The organism is Crenobacter caeni (assembly GCF_010435965.1).
Lineage (GTDB): Bacteria > Pseudomonadota > Gammaproteobacteria > Burkholderiales > Chromobacteriaceae > Craterilacuibacter > Craterilacuibacter caeni.
The window spans coordinates 63,831-80,122 of record NZ_JAAGAA010000012.1 but is presented as its reverse complement, the minus strand read 5'-3'; the positions used below and the strand labels follow the sequence as shown (position 1 = coordinate 80,122).

Genomic DNA, 16,292 nt, shown 5'->3' with positions numbered 1-16,292 from the left:
GCAACTTGACCGACTTTTTCGATGCCGTAAGGGCGACGCTGAAACACCGAGCCGCGCTCGGGATCGGCAAAAAGAAAAGCGCCGCCGGGGAGAGAGACCGGAACGGCGCACGCACAAGGGAAATGCCTGCCAATTATAGCGCGACCGGCGCATTCTGCCGCGATCTGCTGCCCGAGGCCGGCAGCTACTACCGCCAGCACTTCGGGGACGCCATGCGCGCCACCTCGCGCGGCTGGCTGGTGCGCTGCCCGTTCCACGATGACAAGACGCCGAGCGCCATCTGCTACCGTGCGGACGGTGGGTTCCATTGCTTCGGGTGCGGGGTTCACTGCCGCGACGTGCTCGATTTTCACCAGCGCATGACCGGCCTGAGCTTCAAAGCCGCTGCGCAGGCGCTTGGCGCGTGGAGGGCTGGCCGATGACCTCGCTGACCATGCAGTTCCCAGCCGAGCACAAGCAGGCGCTGTGGGCATCCGTACAGCACGCCATCGAGGACGCACGCGACCGCGCGAACAGGCCGACAGTTAGCCCGTACTTTGACGAGGCCGGCAAACTGCTGTTCGCTCGCGTCCGCATCGACACCGAGCACGGCAAGACCATCCGCCCGTTTCATCCGTCCGGTGGCCGCTGGAAGCAAGGCGAGCCGGCTTTCGATGGCAAGAAGCCGCTGCTGAACCTGCCGCTGCTGGCCGCGCACCAGGGCGCCGAGGTGGTGGTGGTCGAGGGCGAAAAGTGCGCCGCCGTACTGACCGATGCCGGCAGACTGGCGACCACTTCAGGCGGGGCAAGCAGCGTGAACGGTGCCGACTGGACGCCGCTGACAGGCCGGAGCGTGATCGTCTGGCCGGACAACGACCAGCCCGGCGCCAATTGGCTGGCCGACCTGCTGCCAGAGCTGAAGCGCATCGGCGCCGAGGTGCGCGTGGTAGACGTTGACCGGCTGGAGCTTACCGATGGCGGCGACGTGGCCGACTGGCTGCCGCTGCACGGCGTCGAGGCGCTGGAGACCTTGCCGATGGTCGAGGCCGAGGCGCTGGCGCCCGCTGCTACTGATGCCGACGACGAGCCGGCGAATGGTCGAGATTCGGCAGCTACTGCGCTGGTGCGCCACGTCCAATCCAACTGTGTGCTGTACCGCAACCAGGACGGCGATGTGTTCGCCAAGCTGAACGGCAGCAATCAGGCGTGGAAGCTGTCATCTACGTCCTTTCGGGATTGGCTAAGTGCGTCCTTTTACCGGGCGACAGACAAAGCCGCGCGCGATCAGGCAATCAAGGAGGCGCTTTCCGTGCTGACCGGCATCGGCCGGCATGAAGGAGAGTTGCGCGAAGCGCATATCAGGGTGGCGAGGCACGGCGACCGCTACCTGATAGACCTAGGTGACGACGCATGGCGCGTGGTTGAGGTTAGCGCCGATGGCTGGCAGATCATCGAGCATTCCCCTGTGCTGTTCGTGCGCAGCAAACCCATGCGGCCGCTACCTGATCCTGTTCGCGGGGGAAGCCTCGACGCGCTGTGGCCGTGCGTAAACGTGCCGAAATCTGCGCGTCCGCTGGTACTGGCATGGCTACTGGAGTGTTTGCGGCCGGATACGCCGTACCCGCTGCTGGAGCTGACCGGCGAGCAGGGCAGCGCCAAGAGCACGACACAAAGCTACTTGCGCCGGCTGGTTGACCCGAACCATGTGAATCTGCGCGCGGCACCAAAAACGAACGAGGACGTGTTTGTGTCTGCAGCGTCAGGCCTGCTAGTGTCCTACGAAAACTTGTCGCACCTGTCGCCGCAGATGCAAGACGCATTCTGCACGCTGGCAACGGGTGGCGGGTTTGCACGTCGCCAGCTTTACACCGATTCCGAGGAGGCAACGATTGAGGTCAAGCGGCCAATTGTGCTGAACGGCATCGCGGCCGTGGTGACGGCGCAGGACTTGGTAAGTCGCACGGTTTCCGTTGACCTGCCGACCATTCAGGCGCGCGCGACAGGCGCCGAGTTGGAAGCGAAGTTCGACGCCGAGCACGGGCGACTATTCGGGGCGTTGCTTGATCTGTTCGCGGCAACATTGCGCGCACTGCCCGACGTACACCTAGATCCAGAGCGCCGGCCGCGCATGGCCGACTTCTGCTTGCTTGGCATGGCGATGTTCAAGGCGCAGGGCAAGGCGCCGGACGACTTCGCGCGACTGTACCGGCAAAGCGAGGTCGGCAACATCGAACGCACCTTGGACGCTTCGCCAGTTGCGACCGCAGTTCGTGAGCTGGCCGAGGATAGGTCGGTGTTCTCTGGCACGCTGAAAGAGCTGCTGCTTGCACTGGAGCGATACCATCAAGGTCGGGGCGACGCATGGCCGAAGTCTGAGCGCGGTCTATCCGCTGCGCTCAAGCGTGCCGCGCCAGCATTGCGGATGGTCGGAATCAGCGTTGGTGAAGATTTGTCTATTTCGCGGAGGCAAGGCAGGTGGTGGCGCGTCGAGCAGGCGCCAGAGCGAGAGAAGTTTACGAATGAACCGTCACGACCGTCACACCGTCACGGGGAATCGCCCGAGGATGGCAAAAAGCGTGACGGTGTGACGGTTGTGACGGTCGATTCGGAAAAAACTTTCGTCGAGGATGGTGAAAAAGACCGATCACAAGTCGCAATTGCCGACGAGGTGCAGGTATGAGCGCCGCCGCCGAAATCGTCCGCGAGGTGCTGGCGACCGGCGCGACCATTCGAGCAGACGGCGACGCGCTGAAGATCAGGCCGGCGTCGCTGGTGCCGCCCTGGCTGCTGGATCGGGTCAAGGCACACAAGCCAGAGCTGCTGCGCGAGCTGACCGCCGCCAACGACCCGCCGAAGCCACCAGGGCGCGCGATCCTGCACTTTCGCCTGACTGGCGCCAGAGGCGGCAACGCTGGCGGCACGGTCATTGCTGACGGCGAAGTGGACGCGCTTGTGCTGGAGCTGGTCGAGCGGTACGGCGCACGGCTTGACCTCGACGACCTGCTGGAGCGCGTCCGCGAGCGATTCGCCATCGCGTCAGAATCAGCACCAGACGCTGAGGCGCTGCGCGTCGCCATGACAGAGGCCGAAGCCGTGATACGACGAGCGATGACCCGCTGACCACGAACCCCGCCGAGTGCGGGGTTTTTTGCGCCCTGATGCCATTGGTCAAGTGTATTGACCTAGTTGGGCAAAAGGGCGAAAATGAATTTTGGTGCAAATATCAAAAGGGGGAAAACATGACTGCACTGGTCAAGGGGTATCCGTCCTACTGGCGCACGTGGATTGACGGCGAGCCTCTGAGAACCGCAGCCGGCCACGTCCGCATTTTCAGTAGCGCCGACACGGCGATTCGAGCGCTTGAGCGCGCAGGGCACAAGGTCATTCAGGTCGAGGTCGAGCGATGATCGGCGAGGACTACCGCCAGATGATCGGGGAATACGCGCAAGTCACCGGCATGCGCCTGTTCGCCGCCAAGATCGAGGGCATCGAGGCGCGTTACCGCGATGAGCTGGCGAAAGACAAACGCAGGGAGCAGGCCGCACGAGTGGCTGCGCTGAACAACAAACAGGAGGGCAAGAAGTGAAACCGAAGAACCAACCGAGCATGAGCCGCGCCGACGAGCTGCGCGCCGAACTGGCAGGGCTGCGCGCCAAGGCGCAAGACGGCGTGCAGGAGGTCGAGCGCCTCAAGAACGACCTGTCCGCCGCATTGCTGGCCGGCAACGACGCACGCGCCGACGCGCTGGAGGTACAACTCGCTGACGCGCTGAAGGCCGCAGGCCGCGCCGAGGTGCGCGAGCAGGGGCTGCTGCAGGCTGTTGACGCCGCCGAGCGCGAGGCGAATGCAAGCCAGCGTGCTGCCATCGCCGCCGAGCTGGCCGACCGCATGGCCGAGCGTGCCGCGCTGGTGGACGGCATTGCCGAGCGCCTTGATGCCCTGGCCGCCGAGCTTGAGGCCGTGCGCGACAACACACTGCAAGGCCGCTTCTGGTCATTGCTCGAGCTGCACCCGACCGGCGGCGAGATCCCGAACCCGCCGAGCTTCGGCAAGCTGCACAAGGTAGCGCGCCGCATCGCGCTGGCTGCTGGCGACGTGAGCGAATACGTGGACGACTTGGCGGGAAACTGCCACCGCACGCGTGAAATCGCCAACGAGCGCGCACGGCGCGGCACTAGCGCCTTTGACGAGAGTTGCGAGAATGAAGCGTTCATCGCCGCCAATCCGATTCCTGAGCTGCCGCGAATCACGCTTGGCGACATGGCACGCAGCGGGGCTTTCATCGGGATCATGACGAACGATGGTACGATCCTGAGAACGACCGAGCCGGCGAAGATGTGACGCTGACCAGGCACGACACCATACCCGCCACGGCGGGTTTTTTGCTGCCAGCTGCTGGCCGGCATAAGGGGGGCGGGTGAAACCATAGACGCCGCCCCATGTAGACCACTCGTCCTCCCATGCGCGGAAAAAATCCCAGGCGCCACAAACAATCAAATGGGAACTGCTCGAAAATCCGCGCTGGGCAAGGCTTTCGAGGGCATTTGATTTACGCCAGAACCTCAGTTTGTGGGGCATCGGTGGTGGGGCTGGTCGAAAGTCTGACCGACACCCGCTGGAAACCGACCGTTCCCCTCGCCTTGCACAAACGTGGACAAAAAAGGTGCGCGCAATGCCCGCCAAGGCCACGGAATCTACGCCTGCCGCGAGATCGCCGCACTGGACGGCCATGTGCATGCCGGCATCGCCTCGACGCTGTAGCGCGCGCTTCCGGCCTTGGTTCAGGCAATGATGTGCGTTCATCATTTCACGTCATTGGTTGCGCTAGAATGCAAGCAATCAAACACGGTGCGGAGACCAACCATGACCAACGAACAATTTGACCTGCTGGCCGAGGCGTTCAGCCTTCCCAATAGCCCGACACGCGAGGCCGTGCGCCTTGTCCAGGTTGACGGGCTGACGGTATACGCTGCCGCCAAGTCGTGCGGACTCATTCAGTCAACCGTGAGCCGGGCGAACCACAAATTTGCCCGTGCGCTGCAGCTAGTGCTGGACGCTAGACTAGTTGCGTAAAAACGCAAGCAAGGGTAGCATTCTCCATGTCAACTACATGGAGATTCGGCATGACCGCATTGGACAACGTCAACAAGTGCAGCACGATCCTTAGCATGGCTGCAGGCATCTGCGATTCGCTTGGTAGTGCACTGGATGGCGACACCGACCTTAACGCGCTCGACAACAAAGAGCTGAGCCTTGCGTTGTACGGGGTTGCCCACTTGATTCGCGAGGCACGCGACACGGTCAACGAGATCCCGCGCGCCGAGCTCAAGGGGGTGGAAGCATGAGCGCACGCGACGACTTCGACTTCGGCCTGAGGGTCAACCAGGACGAGCAAGGCCGCACGGCTGTTGTAGTGGACGAGGAGGCCGGCGACGCACTGCTACGCCGCACCCGGCAGCTTCGCGCACTGGCCGCGCTGCTGAGTGGCGAGCATCAAGACAGCGGCCTGTTCCGCATGGCCGACGCATTGCAGGCCGATGTGCTCGACCTAGTGGCCGACCTTGCCGGCGAGGTGCACGCCTTGGCGCAGGCGACCGCCCGCTGACGCCGCCCAGCTGCTGACAGACCCGCCCGAGTGGCGGGTTTTTTGCGTCTGGCGTCCGAGTGGTGCGCTCTTTCTCTACGCAGCTTTAGGAAAAATGTTGAACCGGTGTTGAACCGTGGTAGAAATGAAACAGGGCTTCCATGTCTGGAAGCCCCGTGGATACTGGTGCCGGCTGCAGGATTCGAACTCGCGACCCCCTGATTACAAGTCAGGTGCTCTACCAACTGAGCTAAGCCGGCCAAGGACGCGAATTATGCATAAGGCGCGTCCTTCTGGCAAGGCTTATGCTGCTTACGCCCGTTTGCGCGTAGGGGTGGCCTTGGCGGTCTTCTTGCTGGTGGGTGTCTTGACCTGTGCCTTGCGGGTGGTGTGCTTGGGCACCCTGGCGGCTTGCTTGCGCGAGCTGGCTCTGGCCTTGACCTGTTGCTTGCTGCGTACGGATTTGCCTGCCTTTGTTTTGTGCTTGACCTTGTTGGCAGAAGCAGTCTGGCGCGGTTTGACATGGCTGCCTGCCTTTTTGGCGCGCACCGCCTTGGCTTCCCTGGTGCTCGGGCGGGTCTTGCCGGCCTTGGCCGTGCGTGTGCTGCCCGGCTTCGCGACCTGCTTCTTGTTGCCGGTACGGCTAGCCTTTACGCCGGACTTGTGGACGCGCTTGCTGCTAGTGGCCTTGGCGGAGCGGGTGCTGTGGCGCGCCTTGACGGCCTTGGTCGAGCGGGCCTTGCGGGTGTTGGGGGTCGCCTGCTTGGCGTGCTGGGCGGTCTTGGCGGTTGCCTTGCGACCGGTGTCCGCGCGCTTGCCGTCCAGCTTGGTGGCATGGCTGTTGCTTGGGCTTGCAGCGCGCGGCTTGCTGGGCGCGCTACGGAAGCTGGGGCCGAAGTCGCCGGGCAGTGGGGCGTCTTCGGCGTAGGCTGCCGGCGAGATGGCCAGCGTCAGTGCGACGAAGGCTGGCAGTAAATTGCGCAAAAACATGGTATTCAGGGTGGATTTAATTCTGCAAAAAAAATGCCAATACATTGTTGTGGCATCGGTGGGTTGTTATAGTAACACGCAGCCCGCACGGGCTTTGCGTTGGCCGCTTATTCAATCAATAAGGAGAGACCGGGGATGAAACAGAACAGAAGGACTTTGCTGGCGACCATGCTGGCCGGCGTTTTCGTGCTGGCAGGCTGCGGACAGAAAGATGAAGCGGCGACGCCGGGCGCGGCCAGTGCCCCCCAGGCGGCTGCTGAAGAAAAGGTGTACGTGGTCGGCTCCGACGCCGCGTACGCGCCGTTCGAGTACCAGAACGAGAAGGGCGAAGTGGTCGGCTTTGACGTCGACGTGCTCAACGCGGTCGCCGACAAGGGTGGCTTCAAGGTCAAGGTGGTGAACACGCCGTGGGAGGGCATCTTCGCGACGCTCGACCAGGGCGACCGCGACATCATCGTGTCGTCGGTGACGATCACCGACGAGCGCAAGCAATCGATGGACTTTTCCGAGCCGTACTTCGAGGCGCGCCAGCTGATCGCCACCGGCAAGGGCGGCGAGGCGATCAAGTCGTTCCAGGACCTGAAGGGCAAGAAGGTCGCCGTGCAGACCGGCACCACCGGCGACGAAGTGGTGCAGAAGCTGCTGGGCAAGACCAGCCCGGACATCAAGCGCTTCGAGAGCCTGCCGCTGGCGATCAAGGAGCTCGAGAACGGCGGCGTGCAGGCGGTGGTCGGCGACAACGGCGTGGTCGCCAACTACGTGACCAACAACCCGCAGGCCAACCTGCGCATGGTCGAGGATACCCAGAGCTTCCAGCCCGAGTTTTACGGCATGGCGGTGAAGAAGGGTAACCAGGAACTGCTGGACAAGCTCAACAAGGGTATCCAGGCGATCAAGGCCGACGGCACCTACGACAAGATCCACGCGCAGTACTTCGGCAGCAAGTAAGCTTTTGTAACGACGACCCGGCGGCTCCCGCCGCTGGGCGGAACACTCTCGGAGAAGAGGATGGATTTACGCTGGGGAATGATTGTCGAGTACGCGCCACTCTTTGTTGACGGCGCGATCATGACGTTGGTGATCACGTTTTTTGCGGTGATCGTCGGGACCCTGATCGGTCTCTTTATGGGGATGGCGCGTCTGGCGAGCGCCCCGCACGGCTTTGCCAAGTATTTTCTCGAATTCTTCGTGCGCTGGCCGGCGACGGCCTACGTAACCTTCTTCCGCGGCACTCCCTTGTTCGTGCAGATCCTGCTCGCGCACTTCGCGCTGATGCCGACGCTGATCCACCCGGTCGACGGCCTGCTGCTCGACGGCGACCTCGCCCGTGAAATCCGCCAGAACTACGGTGCCTTCATCTCGGGCCTGCTCGCGCTGACGCTGAACGCTGGCGCATACATCACCGAGATCTTCCGTGCGGGCATCCAGTCGATCGACAAGGGCCAGGTCGAGGCGGCGCGCTCGCTGGGCCTCTCCTACGGGCAGGCGATGCGCTTCGTGGTGGTGCCGCAGGCGTTCCGCCGCATGCTGCCGCCGCTGGGCAACGAGGCGATCATGCTGCTCAAGGATTCGTCGCTGGTTTCGGCGATCGGGCTTGCCGAGCTTGCGTTTGCCGCGCGCACGGTGGCCGGCGTGTACTCGCGTTACTGGGAGCCCTACCTGACCATTTCCTTCATGTATCTTGCGCTGACCATGTTGATGGCTTGGGGTTTGTCGAGGCTGGAGAAGCGTTACCAGATCGCCGGGCGCTAGCGCGTCGCGCGATCCGCCACAAAGGCCGGCCATGCGCCGGCCTTTGTGCTGTCAGGCCATGCGGGCGGGGGCTGCGCATGATAGAATCCCGAGTTATTGCCATCAAAAGAAGACAAGCGCGTAACCCATGACAGATCAGCTTTTCGCCAAGGAAACGATCCCGGTCAGCCTGGAAGAGGAGATGCGCCGTTCCTACCTCGATTACGCGATGAGCGTGATCGTGGGGCGCGCCCTGCCGGACGTCCGCGACGGCCTCAAGCCGGTACACCGCCGTGTGCTGTTCGCGATGCACGAGCTCTCCAACGACTGGAACCGTGCGTACAAGAAGTCGGCGCGTATCGTCGGCGACGTGATCGGTAAGTACCACCCGCACGGCGACATCGCCGTGTACGACACCATCGTGCGCATGGCGCAGGACTTTTCCTTGCGCTACCCGCTGGTCGACGGCCAGGGCAACTTCGGTTCGGTCGACGGCGACAACGCCGCGGCGATGCGTTACACCGAAATCCGCATGGCGCGCATCGCGCACGAACTGTTGGCCGACATCGAGAAGGAAACGGTCGACTTCGGCCCGAACTACGACGGCTCCGAGCACGAACCGCTGGTGCTGCCGGCCAAGATCCCGAACCTGCTGATCAACGGTAGTTCCGGCATCGCGGTGGGCATGGCGACCAATATCCCGCCGCACAACCTGAACGAAGTCGTCGATGCCTGCCTCGCGCTGCTCGCCAACAGCGAGCTTGGCATCGACGAGATCATCGACATCATCCCGGCGCCGGACTTCCCGACCGCCGGCATCATCTACGGTGTCGCCGGCGTCAAGGAAGGCTACCGCACCGGCCGCGGCCGCGTGATCATGCGCGCGCGCACCCACTTCGAGGATATCGGCAAGGGCGACCGCCAGGCCATCATCGTCGACGAGCTGCCGTACCAGGTGAACAAGGCGCGCCTGCTCGAGCGCATCAGCGAGCTGGTGCGCGAGAAGCAGATCGAGGGCATTTCCGACCTGCGCGACGAGTCGGACAAGTCCGGCATGCGCATGGTGATCGAGCTCAAGCGCGGCGAAATGCCCGAGGTGGTGCTCAACCAGCTGTTCAAGCTGACCCAGCTGCAGGACAGCTTCGGCATCAATATGGTCGCGCTAGTCGACGGACAGCCGCGCCTCTTGAACATCAAGCAGGTGCTGGAAGAGTTCCTGCGCCACCGCCGCGAAGTCGTCACCCGCCGCACCATCTACGAACTCAAGAAGGCGCGCGACCGCGGCCACGTGCTCGAAGGCCTGGCCGTCGCACTGTCCAACGTCGACGAGATCATCGCCCTGATCAAGGCGTCGCAGACGCCGGCCGAGGCGAAAGCCGGCCTGATGGTCCGCGCCTGGCGCTCGGAGCTGGTCGAGGAGATGCTCTCGCGCGTCGACGCGACGATGGCGCGCCCCGAATGGCTGCCCGAAGGCTTCGGCCTGTCCGCAGACGGCTACCGCCTGTCCGAGACGCAGGCGCAGGCCATCCTCGACTTGCGCCTGCAGCGCCTGACCGGCCTCGAGCAGGACAAGATCGTCGGCGAGTACCGCGAAGTGATGGCGCAGATCCTCGATTTGATCGACATCCTGTCGCGCGCCGAGCGCGTGAGCGCGATCATTTCCGAGGAGCTGTGCGCGATCAAGGCGCAGTTCGGCGACGCCCGCCGCTCCGAGATCGAGCCCTTCGGCGCCGACATCAATATCGAAGATTTGATCACCCCGCAGGACATGGTGGTCACCATCTCGCACGCCGGCTACATCAAGGCGCAGCCGGTCGGCGACTACCAGAGCCAGCGCCGCGGCGGCCGCGGCAAGCTGGCGGCGGCGACCAAGGACGACGACTTCGTCGAGACGCTGTTCGTCGCCAATACGCACAACTACCTGCTGTGCTTCTCCAGCCTGGGACGCTGCCACTGGATCAAGGTGTACAACCTGCCGCAGGGCGGGCGCACCAGCCGCGGCAAGCCGATGGTCAACGTGCTGACGCTGCAGGACGGCGAGAAGATCAACGCGGTGCTGCCGGTGAAGGAATTCACTGACGACCAGTTCGTGTTCATGGCCACCGCCAACGGCACCGTCAAGAAGACCCCGCTGGTCGACTTCTCGCGTCCGCGCGCGGCCGGCATCATCGCGATCAACCTCGAAGAGGGCAACTACCTGGTCGCGGTCGCGCTGACCCGCGGCAAGGCAGTCGGTGCGCTTGTCGACGAGGATGAGGCGCTGGACGAAGTGGTGGCCGACGAGGAGCTCGAAGGCGTCGACGCCGCCGGCGAGGGCGACGAGGTGATGCTGTTCTCGGACGCCGGCAAGTCGGTGCGCTTCAGCCAGAGCAAGGTGCGCCCGATGGGCCGCACGTCCAAGGGTGTGCGCGGCATGAAGCTGGCCGAAGGCCAGCAGCTGATCTCGCTCCTAGTGACCAACGAGGCGACGCAGCAGGTGCTCACCGCGACCGAAAACGGTTACGGCAAGCGCACCCCGGTCGGCGACTACCGCCTGTCCGGCCGCGGCACGCAGGGCGTGATCGCGATCGATACCAGCGAGCGCAACGGCAAGCTGGTCGCCGCGAAGCTGGTCGAGGAGAGCGACGACGTGATGCTGATCACCACCGGTGGCGTGCTGATCCGCACCCAGGTCTCCGAAGTGCGCGAGACCGGCCGTACGGCGCAGGGCGTGAAGCTGATCAACCTCGACGAGGGCGAGAAGCTGATCGGCCTGGAGAAGGTCGCCGACGCCGGGGGTGACACTGACGACGGCACTGCCGAAGGCGAAGCGTAATGGTGCCGGCACCGGTCAACGCGCAGGTGTTGGAGGCGATGGGCCAACTCTTCGTCTCCTTGCCGCACTGCGAGACGCTGGGCATGCGCTGGCACGGCACCGACGGCCGCCAGCCGACGCTGGTGGTCGACTGGAAGCCCGAGTTGGTCGGGAACCCGGCCACCGGCGTGCTGCACGGCGGGGTGATCACCTCGCTGGTCGACACCACCAGTGCGCTGGCCGTCTGTGCGCACCTGCCAGACTTCGAGACCATCGCCACGCTCGACTTGCGCATCGACTACCTGTCGGGCGCGCGGCAAGGGCTGCCGGTGTACTGCACGGCAGAATGCTACCGGCTCGCGAGCCAGGTCGCGTTCACCCGCGCGGTATGCTGGCAGGAAACCCCTGGGCAGCCGATCGCGCACGGAGTCGCCACCTTCATGCGCGGCTCGAGTCCGATCCCGATGGTCGACAGGAGCGAGCCATGAGCGAATTCATGCAGCGCTTCGGCCAGTTGCGCGAAGCGAACGACTACGCGGGCGTGATCGACGCGATCCCGTACGCGAAGCTGATGGGCGCGACCTTCGAAGAGACGGATGGCGGCCTGTTGTTCGCCTTGCCGTTCAGCCCGCACAACGTCGGCAACACCCGCCTGCCGGCGCTGCACGGCGGGCTGATCGGCGGCTTCCTCGAGAACGCCGCGCTGATCCACCTGATCTGGAACCGCGAGAGCCGTCAGACGCCGAAGATCGTCAACTTCTCGCTGGACTACCTGCGCTCGGGCAAGCCGCAAACCTTGTACGCGCAGTGTGAGATCACCAAGCAGGGCAAGCGCGTCGCGCATGTGCTGATCGAAGCCTGGCAGGAAGACCGGGCCCGGCCAGTCGCGGTTGCCCGCGCCCACTTTCTGTTATCGGCCGCGTAAGTGCGGCCACGGTCGGGAAGCCATATGAGCAAACTCTACAATTTCTCCGCGGGCCCGGCGCTGTTGCCGCACCCGGTGCTGGCCGAAGCGCAGGCCGAGATGTTCGACTGGCACGGCAGCGGCCTGTCGGTGATGGAAATGAGTCACCGCGGCCGCGAGTTCATGGAGATCATCCACGACGCCGAGGCGGACTTGCGCGAACTCTTGAACGTGCCGGCCGGCTACAAGGTGCTGTTCCTGCAAGGCGGCGCGTCGCAGCAGTTCGCCATGGTGCCGCTGAACCTGATGGGCGAGGGCGGCCACGCCGACTACCTCGACTCCGGTCACTGGTCCCGTTTGGCGATCAAGGAAGCGCGCCGCTACGGCCAGGTCAACGTTGTCGCCAGCAGCGAGGCGTCCGCGTACACGACGGTGCCGGCGCAGGGCAGCTACCAGGGCAGCAGCGGTGCGTCCTACCTGCACTACACGTCGAACGAGACCATCAACGGCGTGCAGTTCCCGTACATCCCCGACAGCGGCGTGCCGCTGGTCTGCGACATGTCGAGCGACTTCCTGTCGCGCGAGATCGACGTGTCGCGTTTCGGCCTGATCTACGCCGGCGCGCAGAAGAACATCGGCCCGTCCGGCATGGTGGTGGTGATCGTGCGCGACGACCTGCTCGGCCGCGCGCTGCCCTGTACGCCGACCATGCTCGACTACCGCGTGCACGCCGATGCCGACTCGATGTACAACACGCCGCCGACCTGGCCGATCTACATCGCCGGCCTCGTCTTCAAGTGGCTGAAGGCGCAGGGCGGCCTGCGCGGCATCGCCGCGCTCAACAGCGAGAAGGCCGGGCTGCTCTACCACGCGATCGACGCGAGCGGCGGCTTCTACCGCGCGCCGGTGGCGGCAGACGCACGCTCGCAGATGAACGTGGTGTTCCGTCTGGCCGACGACGCGCTCGACGAGGCCTTCCTCGCCGGCGCCAAGAAGGCTGGCCTCGTCCAGCTCAAGGGCCACCGCGTCGCCGGCGGCATGCGCGCGTCGATCTACAACGCGATGCCGGTCGACGGTGTGAAAGCACTGGTCGGCTATATGCAGGAATTTGCCCGCCAGCACGGCTGAGCGCCTGTTCACGGTCTGAGCCACCCCCTTGCAAGACAACCCGCCTTCGGCGGGTTTTTTTGGCTCGCCCGCCACAAATGACAAAGAACTATAAATAAACATGAATCGTTCCCTTGCGCACCTGCTGCTCGCCTGCGGTGTCATCGTGTCGCTGAGCATGGGCATCCGCCACGGCTTCGGCTTTTTCCTCGCCCCGCTGACCATGGAGTTCGGCTGGAGCCGCGAGGCGTTCGCCTTCGCCATCGGCCTGCAGAACCTGGTGTGGGGCATGGTGCAGCCCTTTTGCGGTGCGCTGGCCGACCGCCACGGCCCGGGGAGGGTGCTTGTCGGCGGCAGCCTGATCTACGCGGCCGGCTTGCTGCTGATCACCATGTCGGCGACGCCGGCCGCGTTTGCCTTGTCGTCCGGCGTGCTGATCGGCATCGCGATGGCGTGCACCACCTACAGCGTGATCTTCGGCGTGGTCGGGCGGGTGGTGCCGGTGGCGTACCGCTCGCGCGCGATGGGGCTGACCGCCGCCGCCGGCTCCTTCGGCCAGTTCGCGATGGTGCCGATCGAGCGCAGCCTGATCGACGGCGCGGGCTGGATGCCGGCGCTGGTGATCCTCGCCGCGATGACCCTGCTGATCATCCCGGCAACAAGGGTGCCGACCCGCATGGACGTGGCGCCCAAGCGCACCGGCGCGCACCCGCCCTTGCTCGCCGAAATGGCGCGCCAGTTCGCACGCGCGTGGCAGGTGCGTGACTTCCGCCTGCTGATGGTCGGCTATTTCGTGTGCGGCTTCCAGGTGGTGTTTATCGGCGTGCACCTGCCGGCCTACCTGAAGGACCACGGCCTGTCCGGCGCGGTGGCGAGTACGGCGCTGGCACTGATCGGCCTCTTCAACATCTTCGGCACCTTCAGCGCGGGCGAGCTGGGCAGCCGCTTTGCCAAGCCGCGCCTGCTCTCGGGAATTTATCTCGCGCGCAGCGTGGTAATCGCGGTGTACCTGCTGCTGCCCTTGAGCGGCCTCTCCACCGCGGTGTTCGCCGCCGCGATGGGCTTTCTGTGGCTGTCGACGGTGCCGTTGACCAACGGCGTGATCGCCAGCCAGTTCGGCGTCGCCAACCTGGGCCTGCTCTCCGGTGCGGTGTTCTTTTCGCACCAGGTCGGCAGCTTTCTTGGCGTGTGGCTGGGCGGGCTGATCTACGACAGGACCGGCAGCTACGACCTGGTGTGGGGCGCGGCGATCGTGCTGGGCGTGCTCGCCTGCGCCGTCAGCTACCCGATCCGAGAAGCGCCAGTATCCGGGCAGGTTGCCGCATGAAATGGGCGGCGCTGCTGTTGCTGGTGGCGGCGCTCGCCGTCACGTTCGCGGCCTACCAGTCGCCCGGCTTCGTGATCGACGCCGCCAACCTGATCGCCGGCTGCGGCTGAATGGCGGGCGAGGGGCGTCGGTACTTGCGGGCGAGGCCCAAGCCGTGGACACTTATGTAATTCGAGAAATTAGCGCAAATCTGAAAGTACAACGTGTCGGATGAACTCCTGAAACAACACCGCGACGCGATCGACGCGATCGACGCGCAGGTACTGGACCTCCTCAACCAGCGTGCGAGCCACGCGCGCGAGATCGGCGAAATCAAGGGTGGCGGGGTGATCTACCGTCCCGAACGCGAGGCGGAAGTGTTGCGCCGCATCCAGTCGATCAACCGCGGCCCCTTGCCGGACGAATCGGTCGCGCGGCTCTTTCGCGAGATCATGTCCGAGTGCCTGGCGCTGGAGAAGCCGTTGTCGATCGCCTACCTCGGCCCCGAGGGGACGTTCAGCCAGTTGGCGGCGACCAAGCATTTCGGCCACGCCGCGCGCACCGTCGCCTGCTCGTCGATCGACGAGGCGTTCCGTCTCGTAGAGGCGCGCACCCACGACTACGTGGTCGCGCCGGTCGAGAATTCGACCGAGGGCGCGGTCGGCCGCACCCTCGACCTGATGGTGACCACGCCGCTGAAGATCTGCGGCGAGGTGGTGCTGCGCATCCATCATCACCTGTTGCGCAAGGTGCCGGGCATGGACGGCATCCGCCGCGTCTACTCGCACGCGCAGTCGCTCGCGCAGTGCCACGAATGGCTGAACCGCCAGTTGCCCGATGGCGTCGAGCGGGTGTCGGTGGCCAGCAACGCCGAGGCGGCGCGGCTGGCGAGCCTGGACGAAACCGCCTGCGCGATCGCCGGGCAGGCCGCCGCCGAGCGCTTTGCCCTGGTCAAGCTCGCCGAAAACATCGAGGACGAGCCGAACAACACCACGCGCTTTCTGGTACTTGGCTATCAGGACGTCGCGCCGACCGGCAAGGACCGCACCTCGGTCATCGTGTCGGCGCCCAACCGCCCCGGCGCGGTGCACGAACTGGTCGAGCCGATCGCGCGCTACGGCGTGTCGATGACCAAGTTCGAGTCGCGTCCGTCCAAGGCGGGGCTGTGGGACTACGTGTTCTTCATCGACATGGAAGGGCACGTCAAGGACGCGCCGCTGGCGGACGCCCTGGCCGCGCTGCGCAGCCGCGCGTCCTACGTGAAGCTGCTGGGTGCCTACCCGCAGGCGGTGATCTGAAATGACGACGACCATCCGTTCTATCTGTGTTTTTTGCGGCGCACGCCACGGCGCGCGTGCCGAGTACACCGACGCCGCGCGCGCCTTTGGTGCCGCGCTTGCCGCGCGCGGTATCACCCTCGTCTACGGTGGCGGCAACGTCGGCCTGATGGGCGAGGTGGCCGACGCCGCGCTGCTCGCCGGCGGCAAGGTCACCGGCGTGATTCCGGGTTTCCTGCGTGACAAGGAAGTCGCGCATACCGGGCTGACCGAGCTGGTCGAGACCGAGAGCATGCACGCGCGCAAGGCGAAGATGGCGTCGCTCGCCGACGCCTTCGTCGCGCTGCCCGGCGGCTTCGGCACCTATGACGAGCTGTTCGAGATCCTGACCTGGGCGCAGCTTGCCATCCACGACAAGCCGGTAGGCCTTCTCAACGTCAGCGGCTACTTCGACCCGTGGCTCGCGCTGGCGCGCCACACCGTGGATGAAGGCTTTGCGCGCGAGGAAAACCTGTCGCTGTTCGTCGCCGAACACGGCGTCGGCGCCTTGCTTGGCGCGCTCGCCGGGCACCGTGCGCACCATGTCACCAAGTGGGAAGACCTCTCGCGCGGCTGAGCCA

At 64.9% G+C, this 16,292-nt stretch carries 19 protein-coding genes and 1 tRNA gene; 18 read left to right on the top strand and 2 right to left on the bottom strand.

The genetic code is table 11. From position 1 onward, the window contains the following. Positions 1-5 precede the first annotated feature (5 nt). The 9 genes from GZH52_RS16890 (at position 6) to GZH52_RS13270 (ending at position 5,584) form a co-directional block, all read left to right on the top strand. Entirely contained in the window at positions 6-422 is a 417-nt protein-coding gene (locus GZH52_RS16890; RefSeq protein ID WP_239058130.1) for a CHC2 zinc finger domain-containing protein, read from the top strand. Beyond that, positions 419-2,659, top strand: a complete 2,241-nt coding sequence (locus GZH52_RS13305) for a hypothetical protein (protein WP_163317022.1) — start codon at positions 419-421, stop codon at positions 2,657-2,659. Before GZH52_RS16890 ends, GZH52_RS13305 begins: the two co-directional genes overlap by 4 nt. Continuing rightward, the gene (locus GZH52_RS13300) at positions 2,656-3,099 is read left to right on the top strand and encodes a hypothetical protein (RefSeq protein ID WP_163317020.1); all 444 of its coding nucleotides are present in this window, start codon (positions 2,656-2,658) and stop codon (positions 3,097-3,099) included. The genes GZH52_RS13305 and GZH52_RS13300 overlap by 4 nt, the downstream gene beginning before the upstream one ends. 119 nt (positions 3,100-3,218) lie before the next feature. Continuing rightward, positions 3,219-3,386, top strand: a complete 168-nt coding sequence (locus GZH52_RS13295; RefSeq protein WP_163317018.1) for a hypothetical protein — start codon at positions 3,219-3,221, stop codon at positions 3,384-3,386. Further along, a complete protein-coding gene (locus GZH52_RS13290) occupies positions 3,383-3,565 on the top strand; it encodes a hypothetical protein (RefSeq protein ID WP_163317016.1) in 183 nt (60 codons plus the stop codon). Before GZH52_RS13295 ends, GZH52_RS13290 begins: the two co-directional genes overlap by 4 nt. Further along, on the top strand, positions 3,562-4,320 hold the full coding sequence (locus GZH52_RS13285; protein ID WP_163317014.1) for a hypothetical protein: 759 nt from the start codon (positions 3,562-3,564) through the stop codon (positions 4,318-4,320). The genes GZH52_RS13290 and GZH52_RS13285 overlap by 4 nt, the downstream gene beginning before the upstream one ends. A gap of 522 nt (positions 4,321-4,842) precedes the next feature. Then, positions 4,843-5,052 (top strand): hypothetical protein, encoded by a 210-nt coding sequence (locus GZH52_RS13280; protein WP_163317012.1) that lies wholly within the window; start codon positions 4,843-4,845, stop codon positions 5,050-5,052. Between the two features lie 50 nt (positions 5,053-5,102). Continuing rightward, a complete protein-coding gene (locus GZH52_RS13275) occupies positions 5,103-5,324 on the top strand; it encodes a hypothetical protein (protein ID WP_163317010.1) in 222 nt (73 codons plus the stop codon). Further along, positions 5,321-5,584 carry a hypothetical protein gene (locus GZH52_RS13270; RefSeq protein ID WP_163317008.1) on the top strand — a complete coding sequence of 88 codons (264 nt, stop codon included), beginning with the start codon at positions 5,321-5,323 and terminating at the stop codon, positions 5,582-5,584. The genes GZH52_RS13275 and GZH52_RS13270 overlap by 4 nt, the downstream gene beginning before the upstream one ends. 163 nt (positions 5,585-5,747) lie before the next feature. Here the strand turns inward: GZH52_RS13270 and GZH52_RS13265 are convergent. Together GZH52_RS13265 and GZH52_RS13260 are read right to left on the bottom strand one after the other, a co-directional pair. Continuing rightward, positions 5,748-5,823 (bottom strand) — tRNA-Thr (locus GZH52_RS13265). A gap of 52 nt (positions 5,824-5,875) precedes the next feature. Then, positions 5,876-6,553: a hypothetical protein gene (locus tag GZH52_RS13260; RefSeq protein ID WP_163317007.1), complete on the bottom strand. Its 678-nt coding sequence runs from the start codon at positions 6,551-6,553 to the stop codon at positions 5,876-5,878. A gap of 135 nt (positions 6,554-6,688) precedes the next feature. On the opposite strand from GZH52_RS13260, the gene GZH52_RS13255 reads away from it, so the two are divergent. The 9 genes from GZH52_RS13255 to GZH52_RS13215 all read left to right on the top strand — a co-directional run bounded on the left by GZH52_RS13255 (position 6,689) and on the right by GZH52_RS13215 (position 16,288). Further along, on the top strand, positions 6,689-7,501 hold the full coding sequence (locus GZH52_RS13255) for a basic amino acid ABC transporter substrate-binding protein (RefSeq protein ID WP_163317005.1): 813 nt from the start codon (positions 6,689-6,691) through the stop codon (positions 7,499-7,501). Between the two features lie 60 nt (positions 7,502-7,561). Beyond that, the gene (locus GZH52_RS13250) at positions 7,562-8,305 is read left to right on the top strand and encodes an amino acid ABC transporter permease (protein WP_163317003.1); all 744 of its coding nucleotides are present in this window, start codon (positions 7,562-7,564) and stop codon (positions 8,303-8,305) included. Between the two features lie 127 nt (positions 8,306-8,432). Continuing rightward, positions 8,433-11,099, top strand: coding sequence for a DNA gyrase subunit A (gyrA, locus tag GZH52_RS13245; RefSeq protein WP_163317001.1), 2,667 nt, complete (start codon positions 8,433-8,435; stop codon positions 11,097-11,099). Next, a complete protein-coding gene (locus GZH52_RS13240) occupies positions 11,099-11,566 on the top strand; it encodes a PaaI family thioesterase (protein ID WP_163316999.1) in 468 nt (155 codons plus the stop codon). The genes gyrA and GZH52_RS13240 overlap by 1 nt, the downstream gene beginning before the upstream one ends. Next, entirely contained in the window at positions 11,563-12,003 is a 441-nt protein-coding gene (locus GZH52_RS13235) for a PaaI family thioesterase (RefSeq protein WP_163316997.1), read from the top strand. Before GZH52_RS13240 ends, GZH52_RS13235 begins: the two co-directional genes overlap by 4 nt. Before the next feature lie 24 nt (positions 12,004-12,027). Continuing rightward, a complete protein-coding gene (gene serC, locus GZH52_RS13230) occupies positions 12,028-13,110 on the top strand; it encodes a 3-phosphoserine/phosphohydroxythreonine transaminase (RefSeq protein WP_163316995.1) in 1,083 nt (360 codons plus the stop codon). A gap of 100 nt (positions 13,111-13,210) precedes the next feature. Further along, the gene (locus GZH52_RS13225; protein WP_163316993.1) at positions 13,211-14,416 is read left to right on the top strand and encodes an MFS transporter; all 1,206 of its coding nucleotides are present in this window, start codon (positions 13,211-13,213) and stop codon (positions 14,414-14,416) included. Between the two features lie 203 nt (positions 14,417-14,619). Beyond that, positions 14,620-15,693, top strand: coding sequence for a prephenate dehydratase (gene pheA, locus GZH52_RS13220; RefSeq protein WP_163316991.1), 1,074 nt, complete (start codon positions 14,620-14,622; stop codon positions 15,691-15,693). A gap of 1 nt (position 15,694) precedes the next feature. Beyond that, positions 15,695-16,288: an LOG family protein gene (locus GZH52_RS13215; protein ID WP_163316990.1), complete on the top strand. Its 594-nt coding sequence runs from the start codon at positions 15,695-15,697 to the stop codon at positions 16,286-16,288. Positions 16,289-16,292: the final 4 nt, after the last annotated feature.